The following is a 17,523-nucleotide window of genomic DNA, read 5'->3' as shown; positions in this document are numbered from 1 at the left end:
TATAAACTCCTACTATTCATATGAGACGGTCTTCAGTTGTATGTACATAGCTCGGGATGAAGACTCAAAATTCGGCAAATACAGGTACATGATATTTCTTATTCCTTCTTGCTTCACGAAAACGCCTTCATTGGTTCAAAAGCTTGATTGAACAGGTAAAAAGCCCTTTACGTACGGAGGTGAAAACGGTATACTTAAAACTAAAGTTATGATTATGAAATTACGTTTCACCTGATGAAACTAACGAACGAGAACACGGAACGATGAAGGCCTGTTCTTCACCTAAATGAACGTTTTCTTCATCTCACCGACACATCCCAAGGAGGTACATGTATGTCAGCAAAGAATCATTTCTCCGCCGCTCGCAGTCTTGAGGTTGGAGGCAAGTCTTACCGCTACTACAGTCTCGATGCTCTTCAGGAAGGCGGCCACGGCGATCTTTCCAGGCTCCCTTTCTCCATTAAAGTGTTGCTTGAAGCAGCAATTCGTCAATTCGACGGACGTGCCATTACCGAAGAACACGTAAAACAACTGACCGGCTGGGCAGATGGCCGTGACAATAACAAGGAAATTCCATTCATCCCTGCACGTATCGTTCTGCAGGATTTCACCGGGGTACCGGTTGTCGTTGACCTCGCTGCAATGCGTGATACTGTGAAAAAAGCAGGCGGCGACCCGAAACAGATCAACCCGCTCGTACCCGTCGATCTCGTTATCGACCACTCCGTTATGGTTGATGCTTTCGGCACCAACGATGCACTTGATTACAATATCCAAGTCGAGTTCGAGCGTAATGAAGAGCGTTACCGCTTCTTGCGTTGGGCACAAACGGCTTTCAACAACTTCCGTGCAGTTCCACCATCCACAGGGATCGTTCACCAGGTTAACCTGGAGTATCTGGCTTCCGTGGCAGCAACGAAAACGGTGGACGGCGAGACCGTTGTATTCCCGGATTCCCTCGTAGGTACAGACTCCCACACCACCATGATCAACGGACTTGGCGTTGTTGGTTGGGGTGTTGGTGGAATCGAGGCCGAAGCAGGCATGCTGGGTCAACCGCTTTACTTTGTAACACCGGACGTTATCGGTTTCAAACTGACAGGCAGCCTGAGTGAAGGCGCAACAGCAACGGATCTGGCACTGACCGTTACCCAATTGCTTCGTAAAAAAGGCGTTGTTGGTAAATTCGTTGAGTTCTACGGACCAGGTCTTGCCAACATCGGTCTGGCTGACCGTGCAACAGTAGCCAACATGGCACCAGAGTACGGAGCTACCATCGGCTTCTTCCCTGTCGATAGTGAAACGTTGAACTATCTGCGCAGCACTGGTCGTCCTGACGAGCAGGTTGAATTGGTTGAAGCTTACTACAAAGCTCAAGGCATGTTCCGTACTTCCAGCACCGTTGATCCTGAATTCACAGATGTAATTGAACTGGATCTCGGCTCTGTTGTACCAAGTCTTGCAGGACCAAAACGTCCACAGGATCGCATCGAGCTGACACAAATGAAAGAAAGCTTCAACAGCATCATCCGTACACCTGTAGATAAAGGCGGCTACGGTCTGAGCGATGAGAAAATCGAACAAACCGTACCTTTGAAGCACCCGAACGGTTCCTCTAGTGAACTGAAAGCAGGCGCTGTTGTGATCGCGGCGATCACAAGTTGTACGAATACTTCGAATCCAAGTGTTATGGTCGGAGCGGGACTGCTGGCGAAAAAAGCAGTTGAACGCGGCTTGACCAAACCAGGATATGTGAAAAGCAGTCTGACACCAGGTTCCCTTGTTGTTACCGAGTATCTGGAAAAAGCAGGCCTGATCACGTACCTCGACAAACTCGGATTCAACGTTGCCGGCTACGGTTGTGCAACATGCATCGGTAACTCCGGTCCACTGCCGGACGAAGTGAGCGAAGCTATTGCTGAGAACGATATGACCGTAGCGGCTGTATTGTCCGGTAACCGTAACTTCGAAGGCCGTGTGCATGCACAAGTTAAAGCAAACTACCTGGCATCTCCACCACTCGTTGTGGCATATGCACTTGCAGGTACAGTGAATATTGACTTTGAAACCGATCCAATCGGTTATGATACGAACAATGAGCCTGTATTCCTGAAAGACCTCTGGCCTAGCTCCGAGGAAATCAAGGATACCATCGCTAGTTCCCTGAACGCTCAGATGTTCCGCAACAAGTACGAGAACGTATTTACAGCTAATGAGCGTTGGAATGCAATCTCTGTACCGGAAGGCGAATTGTACGAGTGGGATCCGAACTCCACGTACATTCAGAACCCTCCATTCTTCCAAGAGATTGGCGACAAATTGAACGATATTGCAGATATCCGTTCTGCACGCGTGATGGCATTGCTTGCGGATTCCGTAACAACGGACCATATCTCGCCAGCAGGTAATATTGCCGTATCCAGCCCGGCTGGACTGTACTTGAAAGAGCATGGCGTAGAGCGCAAAGACTTTAACTCCTACGGTTCACGCCGTGGTAACCATGAAGTAATGATGCGTGGTACGTTCGCCAACATTCGTATTCGTAACCAGGTGGCTCCGGGCACCGAGGGCGGTATTACGAAGTACCTGCCAACGGACGAAGAAATGTCCATCTACGATGCTTCCATGAAGTATCAGGATGAAGGACAGAACCTGATCGTTATCGCAGGTAAAGAGTATGGTACAGGAAGCTCCCGTGACTGGGCGGCAAAAGGAACATTCCTGCTCGGCGTCAAAGCCGTTATCGCAGAAAGCTTCGAGCGGATTCACCGCAGTAACCTGGTCGGCATGGGCGTAATGCCATTGCAATTCCAGGAAGGTCACGGCTGGTCCAGCCTCGGCCTGAACGGACGTGAAACGTATGACATTACTGGCCTCAGCAATGATGTGAAGCCAGGACAAGAGTTGAAAGTTACCGTAACTCGTGAAGACGGTACACAGTTCGACTTCCCTGTCATTGCTCGTCTGGACAGCATGGTTGACGTGGATTACTACCATAATGGCGGTATCCTGCAAACCGTATTGCGTCAAATGATGAAAAAAGCTTAATGACATGAATCATTAATGTGATGTAGTCATACAGAAAAGCTCCCCACCACGTGCACTCAGCACGTAATGGGGAGCTTTTTTAGAATTATTTAACGATAGGTATGTAATTTCAAGTAGGTTCTTATCACTTAAAACTCAAAGTTTAAACCAACTTCTGAATCATCAGGTGGCTCAGCAATACGAAATACACCTCTGCAGTTTAATTTCTCCACGTTCATCCAGTCCACAAAGTCATCAGCCCCGTAACTACGGATAAAGTGAGCATATTCCGTATTTCCCTCATGATCAATAGACTCGATATACAGGGTGAATGGGTGCTTATACTCTAGGCTCTGCAAAAAATCGATAAATTCTCCTCTCCACTCGGCAATTTGTCCTGCATATTGATCAGGAACGTAGTAGTAGAACACATCAAAGTGATAGACCACAATTTTCATTATCATTTTACTAGCCTCCTAGAACTTACAGATCACAGTTAGAGCTTTAAGATCTCCATACCTTCTTTCAGTTGTTCTGACACAGCGGTATAGTACTCAATGCTATCCCCAAGTTCACGTTCAGTCTTATGTATCAGGTAATAGGAATATTTCTGCATCAACTCATGCTCGTTTAACTCAATGGGTAGGTGAATAATCTCAACGTCATACGAATTGAAATGATGTCGATATCCTCTCTCCGATTGCCCCACATTCATGATCGTTTTTATCACCAGCAACTCATCACGTGTACAGGCTCTTATCAGATCAGTTCTTTTCCGCTCTAGATCACGCACTACCTCTTCGTCGTAGTGATCAATCTTAGCTTCAGCAATTTCGCTTTCAATTTGCATAATGGCTTTCATTGTGCCTGCCAGTTCTTTAGCTAATGAATACATATATGTCCTCCTTCTTGGTAAGGTATAGGTACTAACGCATCATCTCTACTCTACCTCATTGGCGATGTTACTCGCAAAGTTCACTGATCCCATCCTAAATTGGATACCTTATGAAACAGCAAAAAACTCTCCATCATTGTGCAGACTGCACAATGATGGAGAGCCTTTGGTTTCAATATGTGTGTCCTCCGTTGCTTCAAGGCCATCTTCCTTTTAATGCGCAATGTGATGTGAGGCTTGATCTATCAGTTGAATCGTACCCATGATCAGAAACAGACATGACATGATAATGAGCGAGCCGCCAACCCATCGCGACATGATTACTCGCTCCGTAATCTGTTTCTCCGAAGCATCCGTTATACTGTGTGGATACACAAGAAACATTAACCCTGCGCTAATGAACAGTACAGCCATGATGATCAACGTAATCCCTCCTTACACATGACTTTCCTTAGAATTTAACTTCTTCGTCGTCACGCGGGATTCTCCTCCCACCAACACCCTTTTCAGACCCATGGCCATAGTGAAAACAATATATCCAATCAAGCCGCCGAGCGTATTGAGCATCAGATCATCCACATCGAATATGCCCATGCCCGTCACTAACTGTGTCACTTCATAGCCTAGACTGAGCAGCAGAGACAGCAAGAGTACCTTTACGCCAGAGAATAACTTGTTGCCCGTTAACACAGGAATGAAGATGCCGAGTGGGATAAAAGCCAGTATATTGCCTACCAGATGGATTGCGGTACCTGGACGATGTAAAGACAGGCTATTCCAGTCTCGTGAGATTTCCTGAAATGGCGTCAGGTTGACGGTTCGCGTATGGACCATATCCGGTTGTTGCAAGAACGCCATCAGTCGATCCTTCACGATGCCAAAATCGACTGGACTTCCTTTGAACAGGATCAGCTTCGTCAACAGATATAAATAGATAATGAAAACGGCAATCCAAAGGATGTAATGTTTGGTTTTCTTCTGGTTGTTATGCTTCATGTTGTTCTGCCTCCCCTGCGTTGCCCTGTTATTTCTTTACGGTGACAATGACTCCATCCATGTTATCACCCGATATTTCAGTGTGGCCTTGCTCAGGTATGTAAACGGTCGTATCTTGGGCGGCCCTATAATAGCGGATATGGTATTCTTCACCCTCTACTTCCACAGTAATGTTCTCTTTCTCTTTTAGCAAATCCAGATACTGTTCCAGCACCAGATTATTCTTATACATGACAGCACTGTGCGGCAGCCCTACATATCGAAAATGCCATGGTTCATACTGTATACCCGTGATACGCACTTTATCCTTCGGGTAACGCAAAATAAATCCGTATTTCCATGCATTCTTCTCCAGCCATGCACCCTCTGGCGCTTCATTCATGGCAGCCAAGCTGGAACCGATATCCAGGGATAACCCGAGATTGTGCTCACTGTGTCCCGCAGGAAGTGCATAGTCTGAACCCTTTTCCCGATATAACTCATCCTGCTTTTCAAAGTCCCTGTACCCGCTGCTGACGAGAAAATATCGGACTCCCTCTTCGCCTGCTGCTTCAACCATCCTCTGAAACTCATGCGCCACCTGTCGTGATAACATGATTTTCTGATCCAGTATCCCATATCCACGAAGCAGATCATCCTCATGTGCCACATATACAATATCGGATTTAACCCCTTCCGGGTGAACGGGGTACTGCTTATCAACCAGTAACAAGTTTCCCTTATGTACCTGATCCTGAATATTTCCCGTGACGGATACCGTATAACCTGCAGGATTTTCACGTGTATTCTGAATTTCGATGGGCAGCTCATTTTTCTGCTGAATCCATCCCGGTGATTGCGTAACGATATATCCGATCAAAATAATACATATCAAAAAGCCCCACTTCTTCATGCTTGTTCCTCCTTTTACCTCATACATCAAGGATAGACAACACAAGTTAAAGAAAAAGCAGGGCAATTTTAAAGTTTTTCTTAAATTTAACGTCGAATCTTATTGGAATACGGGCAAACGAACTTCGAATAACGTCCGTACCACATCGCTCTGGGCCGAAATCGTACCGTCATGCTGCTCAACTATATTGCGAGCGATAAACAGGCCAAGGCCTGTCCCACCCTCCTGAGGGGTCCTAGCACGATCTCCGGTGTAATACATATCAAAGATATGCGGCAATTCCTCCGGACGAATATGTCCCCCATAGTTAATCACCTGAATGATGATCTGTTCTGCATCCCGATATCCGTTAATATCCACGTACATGCCATCCTTGCCGTGTCGTGCAGCGTTAATTAACAGATTCTCGAACACACGTGCCAGCAACTCGCCATCACCAGAGACCGTAAGGTCAGTGTCTATTTTTAATCGGGCGACTAATTGGTTCTTTTCAAATACAGGATAGAGTTCTTCGTTCATCTGCTTCAGCAGCTCACTAAGATCCAGCTGTGTCTTGTTTATAGGCAACATGCCATAATTCATGCGAGTAATTTCAAACAAATCATCAATCAGTTTCTCCAGACGCTGTGACTTCGTGAATGCAATCGACGTAAAGTGCTTGACCTGCTCCTCGGTCAGCTGATCATCCTTCATAAGCAGATCCAAATATCCAAGCACAGAGGTCAGCGGAGTTCGCAGGTCATGCGCCAGATTGACAACAAGCTGGTCTTTACTATTTTCAGCAAAATCCCCTCGTTCCACCGCTTCCCTCAGCTTCTCACTTGCCAGATTCACATCCTCCGCAATCGTACCTAACTCGTCCTTCGAGGAGATCTGCACACGATGCTGAAAGTCTCCATTCGCTAAATGGTTAATTCCTGCGGAAATCTCTTTGAAATACGTGACATAAGGTCTCGTAAACAAGTAGAAAAATAAAATTGCAAGCGGGATAAAGAGCAGCATAAAGACATATATGTCACCAATACTTCTCATGATATTACGATATTCCGCCAACGGATCTTCTCTCCTGACCCCTGCATAATACATCTGCAACAGCCTGTACACGATAAATGTTACGACGCCAGAAGACAACATGCTCAGACCGAGCAGCATAATCATGGTTGTCCGAAAACTTCTTCGCTTAGTCATTAAACGTGTACCCCACACCCCAGATGGTTTTGATAAACTTATTCTTGTTCACATCTTCTCCCAGCTTTTTGCGCAAGGTGCGAATATGGACCATCACCGTGTTCCCACTCTCGTAATAGGCTTCTCCCCACACCTGTTCAAAAATGCTTTCCGCACTGAACACCTGCTTAGGGTGACTCGCGAGTAGATACAGAATGTCGAACTCCTTCGGTGTTAGTTCCACTGGTTTGCCGTAGAGTGTAACGCGATGTTGATCCGGCGTGATGATGAGCCCGCCCTTCTCCAGAATAGAGCGCTGAACAGGCGCAGACTGGCTGAATTGCAGAGATCGACGTAACTGAGAGTTAACCCGAGCAACAAGTTCCATCGGATTAAACGGTTTGGTCATATAATCATCCGCACCCATCACGAGTCCCGTAATTTTGTCCATATCTGACGTTTTGGCACTCAGGAAAATGATCGGTAAATGATGCTGCTCCCGAATTTTACGGGTCACCTCATACCCGTCCATGCCAGGCATCATAATGTCCAGAATCGCCAAATCTATCGCTTGGGTCTGAACAGCTTGTACCGCCGCCTTCCCGTCAAAGGCCTTAACGATGTGATATCCTTCTTTTTGTAAATGTAAAGCAACCAGATCAGCGATCTCAACTTCATCGTCTGCGATCAGAATCGTAATTCGCTTCATTGCTTATTCCACTCCTATGTGTGATGCTGGGCATTATAACATATTTGAATCCAACAGATAAACCAATGAAAGGAATCCATAGATATGAAACTGGAGCGTTTGTTAGCTATCGTAGTTTTGCTCATCAATCGTGGACGAGTACAAGCCAAAGACTTGGCAGATACGTTCGAAGTATCCATTCGGACCATCTATCGGGACATCGACACATTGGGCCAAGCTGGCATTCCGGTGGTGACGTATCAAGGGGCAAGTGGTGGCATTGGTTTGGCTGAGGGCTACCGTCTGGATCGAAACGTGTTAACAGACAAGGACCTCGCTTCCATCGTCACGGCGCTGCGCAGTGTATCCACCTCTCATGCCAATGCGGCACGTGAGCTTCTGGTGGAAAAACTCAGCAGTATCGTGCCTGAAGCCAAAAATGACGATTTTCAGGCCAACACCAATCGTTTCATCGTTGATTATTCGACTTGGACGCATCCCGAAGCCCTGCAAATCAAGCTTCAACTTATCGAGCAGGGCATGGATCAATTACGGCCCGTCACCTTTACGTACTGCAGTGCAGAAGGTGCACAGACTCACCGAACTGCCGACCCTCATACCATCGTGCTCAAGAAGCATTCCTGGTACCTGTATGCCTTTTGCCACGAGCGGAATCAATTTCGCATGTTCAAACTCGTACGCATGCAAGATGTCACACTTGCTGATGAGCGCTTCGAGCGTAAAGTAATCAACCCACAGGACAGACCCTGGCAGCAGGAATGGACCCGCCCAGGCAATCAGGCTGGGTTAACCTTGAAATTCCATGCTCGCGTTCGTCATATTGCGGAAGAATGGTTTGGGATCGAGAACGTCATCCCTGATGGGACTGGATATTATATCAGCCAGGTTGCTTTTCCCGAGGATGCCTGGTTATATGGGTTCATTCTGGGCTTCGGCGCAGATGTTGAGGTATTGGAACCTCAGCATATTCGGGACGAGATCTGCCGTATCGCCGGGCAAATTGTACAAAATTATATACCTCCGACTCAAACCTGACAGACAGCTGTCCAGTTCCTCCCCGTATACTTCAGATATATTCAATTTGTACATATACAAGGAGGAACCCATCATGAACGTCACTGTATGTCAAAGCTGCGGCATGCCGCTCACAACCCCTGCCCAATTCGGAACGGAAGCAGATGGAAGCACAACCCGTGAGTACTGTATCTATTGTTACAAAGAGGGCCAGTTCGAGCAACCCGGTATTTCACTCGAAGGCATGACGGAGATGTGCACTGCCATTCTGAAGGACGAGGGCATGGACGAGGAGTCCGCTCGTTCGATGTTGCGAAACCAGCTTCCTTTTTTGAAACGTTGGCGCACGAATACAACGGATCAGCATGCAGAATCTCTGGTTGAAAACTCTACCACTTCTGCTATACCGGGTCAGGTTACAATCCATCCCTTGTTATCTGCCCAGCCCGTTCGTTATGTCACGCTCCCCGGCAAACGTCTTGCAGGCGTATCCGCCCGCACAACCAATGCCATTGAGATCAGTGGCAAAGGCTGTATTCAGAGACTCTGGAACAATTATTTTGCCTCAGAGCACCTCCCTGCACCTGAAGCTACCCGCTATGGCTGTTACGCGGATTACACGGATGGCATTACCGGAGAGTACACCATACTAGTGGGGCATGAGGTCAGCTCCGATGAAACATTACCTGAAGGATTCAATGATATTCTGCTCCCTCCTGCGACTTACGCCGTATTCACTTCCAGAAAAGGACCGATGGCAGAGGTTGTTGGCGAAGCATGGGGAGCCGTGTGGGCATGGGATAAACAAAGCGATCGTACGTTCACAGGAGATTTCGAATTGTATGATGAACGCAGTCTGAATCCTGAAAGTGTACAAGTCGATATATACATTGCCGTTCGCCAAAGTAGATAAAGACAATACTATGCATCTCAAACAGGGTAAAAGCATCCTCACATCCTTCTTCATATCACACAAGCTGCCGGGTTCGCTCGGCGGTTTTTTTGATGTTTAACCCATGATACAACCGCCTATAGTACCAAGTTAGTTAGCACGTAACCTACCTATTCAACCAGACAATATGCCTCATATGCGGGTACCATTGACTTCCTTAAAATTGGGACTATTCGCATAACAACCAATTCGATCCTCCCATATCTAACCTTTCATATCAGGTCCTTTCCTCCTGAATTTCCCTAAAAACGTTTACATCTCCTTAAAACCGGGTAAAATCACTACAATCCAATTGGAATTACATTCTAAAGTCATCTATTTCGTCTAACAAGTCATATGTACCTATATGCGCACCTGGCAATATCACCAGTCGAAATACATAATTCAAAAAATGCATCAAAGGAGGAACCAAGATGATCCGCATGCCTATTCAGCAAATGATCCCGTACCACCACCAATATCCGCGCAACACGGCGACCACTGCTCCTAAAAAGGAGAATGAGAACACTCAAGGTCTATCCTTTCATGAAATTCTACAGCAAAAAATGGCGAAGAAGAATGCTTCTCCTTCCCTTCGATAAAATGGACACCTGACCGTATTCGAGTCCGGTTATCAACCGTCTTTCCGCAGCTTGGCGGAATGGCGGTTATTGGCGTTGAGCAATATACGACTGTACAGTCCTCAGTCATGTTTTTATAATGGTTTAAATATCTACGAGATCCATGACATATCCGAACTGTAAAAGGGGACTTATCACATGATCACCATTGGTTGTTTTCACGCTCATTATTCCAACATCGCCTTAATTGAAGAGACGCTTGCTCCTTATGAAGTTGAATTGGTCCATTACGTCGATCCAGGTCTGGACCGTCTTAAACATGACGCTGACTTTTCCGATGCCGTTATTCATGAGAAGGTAGCCCAGACGCTCCAATGGATCGCTGAGTGTCATGCCGATGCCATTCTGGTCACTTGCACCCTATTTGCGACAGTATTGGAGCAGGAAGCCAAACAGGTCCCCGTGCCGGTGATTGGCATAGATGATCCGCTATTGCAGGAAATGCGGAGAGTACCGGGAGAGTTCATCATCGTGTTCACCAACCCGGCAACTGTTGAAGGAACGATGGTACGGGTGAATCAGGCGTTACAGCAAAAGCATGAGCAAGAGAATGAGAGTGGGCAATTACACGTCGCCAAGGTATCTCAGACGGAAGCGGTGTGCATCCCGGGGACATTTGAGTTGATTATGCGTGGAGATCAGAAAGGGTACCTCGAAGCGGTACGTGAAGGCTTACAACAGATTGCTGAACAGTATCCGGGTAAAAGGGTAATCGCAGCCCAGCTTTCTATGGCTCCCGCTGCTGCACAGGTTGCAACAGATACGGGCTTGGCAACCCATAGCCCGCTGGCATTGCTTGCAACGTATTTGGAGAAGCATTTGGGCGTGGCTCCGCAATGAAACCACTTACTAACTAACACCACTAATTAACGAGGTGAACTAATATGCGTTCCCTCTATATTATAGTACTATTCATAGTGGGTTTTTCCTGTTCTGCATTTCTATATGGAGGAGCTCCTAAGCTCAGTGACGCCCTCCTATTTGTTATCGCAGGCATTCTGTATAAGATATGGACACAGAACAATCATAAAGCTAATTCTGAATAACATGGAGAGCGCTAGCCTAGTTTAAAATAAACTCATGTCACAGCAAAAAAAGCCGTTCTTCTCTGCAATGACAGAGAGGGACGGCTTTATCTCTATTTCAGACTGCCCAGCTTACGCTGTAGTGACGCCTAGGAACGTGTTCGATACTCCTCCTCGGCCTTTTCCTGCATGCCCGCTGCTACAGCTTCATGATCAGACAATCCTTTGTCCGCTGCAAAGGCACGAATGTCCTGCGTAATGCGCATGCTACAGAACTTCGGTCCGCACATGGAGCAGAAATGAGCTTCTTTGGCGCCTTCTGCCGGCAGCGTCTCATCATGGTAGGATAATGCCCGTTCCGGGTCCAGAGACAGATTGAATTGGTCCCTCCAGCGGAACTCGAAGCGCGCCTTGGACAATGCATCATCTCGGCGTTGAGCACGTGGATGGCCTTTCGCCAGATCGGCGGCATGAGCAGCGATCTTGTAGGCAATAACCCCTTCGCGCACATCATCCTTGTTGGGCAGGCCCAGATGTTCTTTTGGCGTAACATAACAGAGCATGGACGTGCCGAACCAGCCAATCATAGCCGCCCCAATGGCGGACGTGATGTGATCGTATCCTGGCGCAATGTCGGTCGTTAGCGGCCCAAGTGTGTAGAACGGTGCTTCTTTGCAGATTTCCATCTGCAAGTCCACATTCTCCTTGATCTTATGCATCGGCACATGCCCCGGACCTTCGATCATCACCTGCACATCATGCTTCCACGCGATCTGCGTCAGCTCCCCGAGCGTAGCCAGTTCCGCCATCTGCGCTTCATCGTTGGCATCGTAGATACTGCCTGGACGAAGTCCATCTCCCAGTGAAAATGCCACATCATACCTTTTCATAATCTCGCAGATTTCTTCAAAATGGGTGTACAAAAAATTCTCCTGATGATGCGCAAGACACCATGCTGCCATAATGGACCCGCCTCGAGACACAATGCCTGTCATTCGCTTGGCGGTCATCGGGATATAACGTAGTAGCACGCCTGCATGAATCGTAAAGTAATCCACGCCCTGCTCTGCCTGCTCAATGAGGGTGTCACGGTACAACTCCCAGGTCAGCGCTTCCGCTTCGCCATTCACCTTCTCCAGCGCCTGATAGAGCGGCACCGTGCCAATCGGCACTGGTGAATTGCGGATGATCCATTCCCGGGTCGTATGAATGTCTTTGCCTGTGGACAGATCCATCACGGTATCCGATCCCCAACGTACCGCCCAAGTCATCTTCTCCACCTCTTCCTCGATGGAAGAGGATACGGCAGAATTACCAATGTTGGCATTGATCTTCACGTGAAAATGACGACCGATCAACATCGGCTCACTCTCCGGGTGATTGATGTTGGATGGCAGAATGGCCCGTCCACTCGCCAGCTCCTGCCGCACAAATTCCGGCTCCACGCCTTCACGAATGGCGGCAAATTCCATCTCTGCCGTAATGACTCCCTGCCTCGCGTAGTGCATCTGAGTCACACAGCGTCCTGGCTGTGCCCGTAGCGGTTTTCCGCGCAATCCAGGGTACTCTTCGGCTCCAGCTCTCTTTCCTCCGGGCTTCAGTCCGTTATCCTCCGGTTGGTCTTGGTAAGCTTCGACATCACCACGCGCTGTGATCCAACGGGTGCGCAGAGCTGGTAGACCTGCGCGGATATCCGCGTGAAATGCGGGATCAGTCATGGGGCCGCTCGTATCGTAGACACGCAGCGGTTCGTTATGCTCCACCCCTTGGGGAGTATTCGTGTCATGAAGGGCTATTTCACGCTCCGGAACAGCAATGTCCGGCCGTGAGCCCTGAATGTAGACTTTACGGCTACCCGGAAAGGGCTGAACCCGTCCGGCCGCGCTTGTTTCCTTTTCCACCTGCTGACCGTTATGTTCCTGTTCCATCGCTTGTTGTCCCGTTTGATTTCCTGTACTCATGTTCGATTGTCTCCTCCTCAGTGTTCGTTCGCTTGGTTTGGTTGGTATCATCATTAACTTGGTTACGTACCTGTCCCAAATCATGCGCAATGCAGAGAAGAAAGAGCGATCCTACGCCAGACCAGGGGAGACATCATTCATGTACAGTTAACAACAGAACGGAGGTTACCACAGATCATGGATCTATGGCGACTTCTCTCTTTGGCCTAATCCACTTTCGCAGGTTACTGAAAAAGAAGTCCATGGAGTATGTGCTATATCGCCCGTTCACTGTATATAAAAAAGCCGGTCCCCGAAGGAACCGACTTTTAATGTCCATCACCAATAATGCACCTTCATGCAGCTCCTTAACGGAGACTACAAGGGTCACATCATGTGGTGGTTGTGGTCATATCGCCGATTACTTCCCTACGCTGGTATGATCCAGATCAGGTGCAAAGGGTCCGGAATCTCATGCGATTCCGTCTCAGTCCGGACAATTCGGACTCCCCCAGTAACGTTAACAAGTTGCAGCATACACACGCCGCAGTTCATATTCAATGAAGCTGGCCCCGATGGGCCGTCCATAACAGATTAGCGCAACCGGAACATAAAAACAACCTTTATATTCCAAATGATCAAACTCCATTGGAGACGAACCTTACATCAACATCAGGATAACATGAGCCCCATCTGCGTAGCCGATTCCTTTAATACAGGTGCATATTCATGCAAAGTCTCCTGTGAAAGTCGACTGACAGGTCCCGAGACCGAGAGGGCAGCTGCAATATTGCCTCTGCGATCCATAATTGGTACCGATACCGCGGCAGCCCCCGGCTCACGTTCCTCATAACTTGTGGCATATCCGTTATCCCGGATGTCTCCCATCTGCGCCAAATACACCGCCGGATCAATAAACACTGGCCATTCCGGTCCATTCATCAGTTCTTCACGATCATCGTCCGTGGCAAAAGCCATCAGGACTTTGCTGGAAGCCCCCACAGACAACGGGAGTCTAACGCCAACGGGAGCGACACGGCGAATCGCCTGATCACTTTGCACCGCCTGAATCCGAATCCGTTCACTGCCATCACGCAGGTACAGACTTACCGTCTCCCCCAATCGATCTCTCAGTCGCTCCATCGCAGGCAGCAATAGAATAGCCGGATCATCACTGCGGGACATATGAGCTGACAGCTCCCAGATTCGGATGCCAAGTCGGTACTTCTCCGTTGCCGCATCCCGGATCACGAACCCTCGATCCTCCAGCGTAGCCATCAGGCGGTGCACTGTACTTTTGTGCAAACCAATCTGGCTGGCAATCTCGGTGAGTCCCAGATCACTGCGTGTGGTAAAACATAATAATATATCCAGCGCCCGTTCCACAGCCCGGACGGTTAACTTACGATCTTCCATGGCATAATGCCCTCCTCATGTTTCATCACATGAAACTTGGTTACATAAATTATATGAGAAACGGTCTCATCTGTAAACCAAAAAGAGCCAAATTCAGAATAGGAGAAAGTGTAAAATTTTCCTTTTTATAAGACTTAATCCCCTGTAATTTGCACACTAAGGTAATGTTACCCATATATCTTAAGAACTATATAACAATTGCGTAACAAATGCCCTCAATCAATTGACTTTGACTATATTGGAACATACGATAAAGATATATTACATTAAGATATCGCTCTGAAGCAGGCTCTGAAATAGACGCAATTCTCTTTTCATGTCGTTGTTATCTTCAACTGAACTTCAAAGGAGGGGCATTCATGTATCCAACATCCCAGAGCGAAGCCCCGCTGCAAACAAAAGTGTCCGATCTGCCCTCTTCGCTATCACCGAGGCTGATTCGGTTCAAACATATTATCGTAGCGTTGCTGCTCTCCGTTGTATTTTTTCTACTGTTTTGTTTTATTGCACTGCATGGTTATATCGCATGGGTATTATCCAATCCAACAGTAGCGCCGGTCTTCTCCAATCCGATGCAGGCCAAGAATATGAAGTACGAAGACATCACGTTCCCGGCAGCAGATGGCAGCCGGACGATGCAGGGATGGTATATTCCTGCTGACAATGCCGCAAGCAAAACGATTATTTTCAGTCACGGCTATGGTGCCAATCGTGAAGAAACATGGGTACCCATGTATGACCTGGCACACTATGCCCATCAACTTGGGTTCAACGTCGTCATGTTCGATTATGGCTTCGCCTCCCAGGTGAACAAAGCTGTAGCCACCGGTGGCAAAGCTGAGTCACAGCAATTGCTGGGCGCGATCCAGTTTGCCAAGCAGCGCGGTGCACAGGAACTGGTTGTCTGGGGCTTCTCCATGGGTGCCGGTACGGCGCTACAAACCGGACTGATTACGCAGGAAGTCGATGCGATGATTCTGGACAGTGCGTTCCTGCTGGAGCCAGATACGCTGTATCACAACATTCACAACCAGATCGATCTCCCGCGTCAGCCTACACTGGAGATCATGAAGCTGTTGTTCCCTGTTCTGAATGGTACCGGATTGCAACAGATCCCTTATCAGGAAGTGAAAAAAGAGGACTATCCGTTCCCGATCTTCTTCATTCATGGTACGGAAGACGAGAAGGCTCCATACCCGATTGCAGAGCAACTCGCCGCCAACCAGACTAATCCGTATTCGGATGTATGGATTGTCCAGGACGCGCATCATGAACTTATTTTCCGGGAGCATCCGAAAGAATACCTGCGCCGTGTCTCAACTTTCCTGAGTCATGTAACGAAGACAAGCAGTGACGATGTGCAAAACACGAATAGTGGACAATAACCAAATTTCAATCCTCGAACTTTTCGTTCATTCCAGAGCCCTCAGGGGCTCTTTTTTTTTGCACTCATAGGACAACAGGCTCGCGGAATATACTCTTGTGACGCATGAACAGACGGTCTGAACGCATAGATCATTGGTCGGATTAGGTTACCTGTATGAACTATTTTGCATTTTTGAATTTCATCTGGAGGAGGTCTCGCGTATATGAACTGGTATGAATATGGTCACCTGCTGCCTCTGCGGATATTGGAGGAAATTCGTTTCTGGAAGGAGCAGGAGAAGGAACATACGCTCGTTATTCGTGCACTGGTTCCTGATCTGGAGCCCGCATACGTCAAGGTATTGGAGGAATGGGAGGCTATCTTTGCAAACAGCGAGCGAGTAGCGAATCAGATTTTAAAACAACTATTGCCCGCAACTCATCCACCTGCTCCTTACATCATTCGTTGTATCGATCAACTTGTGGCGGCAGCTCGTCAGCAATCCAGGGAGTTCATCAAGCAGCTGTATGTTCTTCTGGAGCAAAGTACTGCTGTGCAAGCTGTTCCGCTTGCCAAAGTACTCATTCTGCATTTTATTCGCGAATCGGAGTACTTTCTGGGTGTATTGGATACGCTCGGTCAACCTGGCATCTTGCGAGAAACGGATTCCGAGCCATCACTTTTGCTGGAAAATGCGTTGCATGCCTCAGGGTCAGGAAGCATCCATCGCCAAGCTTCAGAAGCTCCAGCTTCCCCAGAGGGAAATGAAAATGCACCTGTTGCTTCAGCACAGATCCAATCCGCAGCACTTCAGCCTTCCCCCAGCGGAAGTGCTGCGAGCCAGCCTGTCTCTACCTCACCTCAGGTCAAAGAAAAGCCGGTACCCATTGGAGGACACACACTTCCTCCCCTTCCCTATGCGTACAATGCGCTGGAGCCACATATTGATGAGCTGACGATGCGTATCCATCATGACAAACACCATCAATCTTATGTGGACGGACTAAATATAGCAGAGAAAAAACTGGCGGAATCGCGAAAAAAGAATAACTTTGAACTCATCAAGCACTGGGAACGTGAACTCGCCTTTAACGGGGCAGGCCACTACCTGCACACGATCTTCTGGACGATTATGAACCCTGCTGGCGGCGGCAAACCTTCTGGCATGCTCGCAGAGCAGATTAAGCGCGATTTCGGAAGTTATGAAGCGTTTAAGAATCAATTCACGGAAGCCGCAAACAAAGTGGAAGGCAGTGGCTGGGCGATGCTGGTCTGGAGCCCGAGAGCACACCGTTTGGAGATTTTGCAGGCGGAAAAACACCAGAACCTGTCCCAGTCCGACATCGTTCCTCTCCTGCCACTGGATGTGTGGGAACACGCCTACTATCTGAAGCATCAGAACGAGCGCAAAAAGTATATTGAAGACTGGTGGAATGTGGTCTACTGGCCGGCTGTAGCCGAGCGGTACGAAACGGCACGCAAGCTATTGTGGCCGCCTTATTAA

General features: G+C 48.0%; 16 protein-coding genes and 1 riboswitch. Of the genes, 7 read left to right on the top strand and 9 right to left on the bottom strand.

The features are described from left to right. Positions 1-333 precede the first annotated feature (333 nt). A complete protein-coding gene (gene acnA, locus MKX75_RS03370) occupies positions 334-3,048 on the top strand; it encodes an aconitate hydratase AcnA (protein WP_339168424.1) in 2,715 nt (904 codons plus the stop codon). Between the two features lie 128 nt (positions 3,049-3,176). On the opposite strand, the gene MKX75_RS03365 is transcribed toward acnA, so the two are convergent. The 7 genes from MKX75_RS03365 to MKX75_RS03335 all read right to left on the bottom strand — a co-directional run bounded on the left by MKX75_RS03365 (position 3,177) and on the right by MKX75_RS03335 (position 7,686). Further along, positions 3,177-3,491 (bottom strand): hypothetical protein, encoded by a 315-nt coding sequence (locus tag MKX75_RS03365; RefSeq protein ID WP_339168423.1) that lies wholly within the window; start codon positions 3,489-3,491, stop codon positions 3,177-3,179. A 32-nt stretch (positions 3,492-3,523) separates the two neighbouring features. Further along, the gene (locus MKX75_RS03360; protein WP_339168422.1) at positions 3,524-3,922 is read right to left on the bottom strand and encodes a hypothetical protein; all 399 of its coding nucleotides are present in this window, start codon (positions 3,920-3,922) and stop codon (positions 3,524-3,526) included. Between the two features lie 213 nt (positions 3,923-4,135). Beyond that, positions 4,136-4,345, bottom strand: coding sequence for a hypothetical protein (locus MKX75_RS03355; protein ID WP_339168421.1), 210 nt, complete (start codon positions 4,343-4,345; stop codon positions 4,136-4,138). 12 nt (positions 4,346-4,357) lie between these two features. Further along, a complete protein-coding gene (locus tag MKX75_RS03350; protein ID WP_076333853.1) occupies positions 4,358-4,918 on the bottom strand; it encodes a VanZ family protein in 561 nt (186 codons plus the stop codon). Between the two features lie 28 nt (positions 4,919-4,946). Then, positions 4,947-5,810 (bottom strand): M15 family metallopeptidase, encoded by an 864-nt coding sequence (locus MKX75_RS03345; RefSeq protein ID WP_339168420.1) that lies wholly within the window; start codon positions 5,808-5,810, stop codon positions 4,947-4,949. Between the two features lie 99 nt (positions 5,811-5,909). Then, a complete protein-coding gene (locus MKX75_RS03340; protein WP_062837617.1) occupies positions 5,910-6,998 on the bottom strand; it encodes a HAMP domain-containing sensor histidine kinase in 1,089 nt (362 codons plus the stop codon). Beyond that, entirely contained in the window at positions 6,991-7,686 is a 696-nt protein-coding gene (locus MKX75_RS03335; protein WP_062837618.1) for a response regulator transcription factor, read from the bottom strand. The genes MKX75_RS03340 and MKX75_RS03335 overlap by 8 nt, the downstream gene beginning before the upstream one ends. A gap of 84 nt (positions 7,687-7,770) precedes the next feature. On the opposite strand from MKX75_RS03335, the gene MKX75_RS03330 reads away from it, so the two are divergent. From MKX75_RS03330 to MKX75_RS03315, 4 genes are all read left to right on the top strand, one after another. Continuing rightward, positions 7,771-8,721 carry a YafY family protein gene (locus MKX75_RS03330; protein WP_339168419.1) on the top strand — a complete coding sequence of 317 codons (951 nt, stop codon included), beginning with the start codon at positions 7,771-7,773 and terminating at the stop codon, positions 8,719-8,721. Positions 8,722-8,794: 73 nt separating this feature from the next. After that, a complete protein-coding gene (locus MKX75_RS03325) occupies positions 8,795-9,613 on the top strand; it encodes a zinc ribbon domain-containing protein (RefSeq protein WP_339168418.1) in 819 nt (272 codons plus the stop codon). 452 nt (positions 9,614-10,065) lie between these two features. After that, the gene (locus MKX75_RS03320; protein WP_017690769.1) at positions 10,066-10,233 is read left to right on the top strand and encodes a hypothetical protein; all 168 of its coding nucleotides are present in this window, start codon (positions 10,066-10,068) and stop codon (positions 10,231-10,233) included. A gap of 177 nt (positions 10,234-10,410) precedes the next feature. Continuing rightward, complete coding sequence (locus MKX75_RS03315; protein WP_339168417.1) at positions 10,411-11,112, top strand: aspartate/glutamate racemase family protein; 702 nt, start codon at positions 10,411-10,413, stop codon at positions 11,110-11,112. 334 nt (positions 11,113-11,446) lie between these two features. On the opposite strand, the gene thiC is transcribed toward MKX75_RS03315, so the two are convergent. Together thiC and MKX75_RS03305 are read right to left on the bottom strand one after the other, a co-directional pair. Further along, positions 11,447-13,225, bottom strand: coding sequence for a phosphomethylpyrimidine synthase ThiC (gene thiC / locus MKX75_RS03310; protein ID WP_339170320.1), 1,779 nt, complete (start codon positions 13,223-13,225; stop codon positions 11,447-11,449). 421 nt (positions 13,226-13,646) lie between these two features. Next, a riboswitch (TPP riboswitch) is annotated at positions 13,647-13,760 on the bottom strand. Between the two features lie 149 nt (positions 13,761-13,909). Continuing rightward, positions 13,910-14,653, bottom strand: coding sequence for an IclR family transcriptional regulator (locus tag MKX75_RS03305; RefSeq protein WP_076333860.1), 744 nt, complete (start codon positions 14,651-14,653; stop codon positions 13,910-13,912). 359 nt (positions 14,654-15,012) lie between these two features. Here MKX75_RS03305 and MKX75_RS03300 point away from each other — a divergent pair, with 359 nt between their 5' ends. Both MKX75_RS03300 and MKX75_RS03295 read left to right on the top strand, forming a co-directional pair. Further along, positions 15,013-16,038: an alpha/beta hydrolase gene (locus MKX75_RS03300; RefSeq protein ID WP_062837624.1), complete on the top strand. Its 1,026-nt coding sequence runs from the start codon at positions 15,013-15,015 to the stop codon at positions 16,036-16,038. A 204-nt stretch (positions 16,039-16,242) separates the two neighbouring features. Next, positions 16,243-17,523, top strand: coding sequence for a Fe-Mn family superoxide dismutase (locus tag MKX75_RS03295; protein ID WP_076333861.1), 1,281 nt, complete (start codon positions 16,243-16,245; stop codon positions 17,521-17,523).

Source organism: Paenibacillus sp. FSL R5-0341, assembly GCF_037975235.1.
GTDB lineage: Bacteria > Bacillota > Bacilli > Paenibacillales > Paenibacillaceae > Paenibacillus > Paenibacillus amylolyticus_A.
The sequence above is the reverse complement of the archived record's forward strand: the minus strand, read 5'-3'. Positions and strand labels throughout refer to the sequence as shown.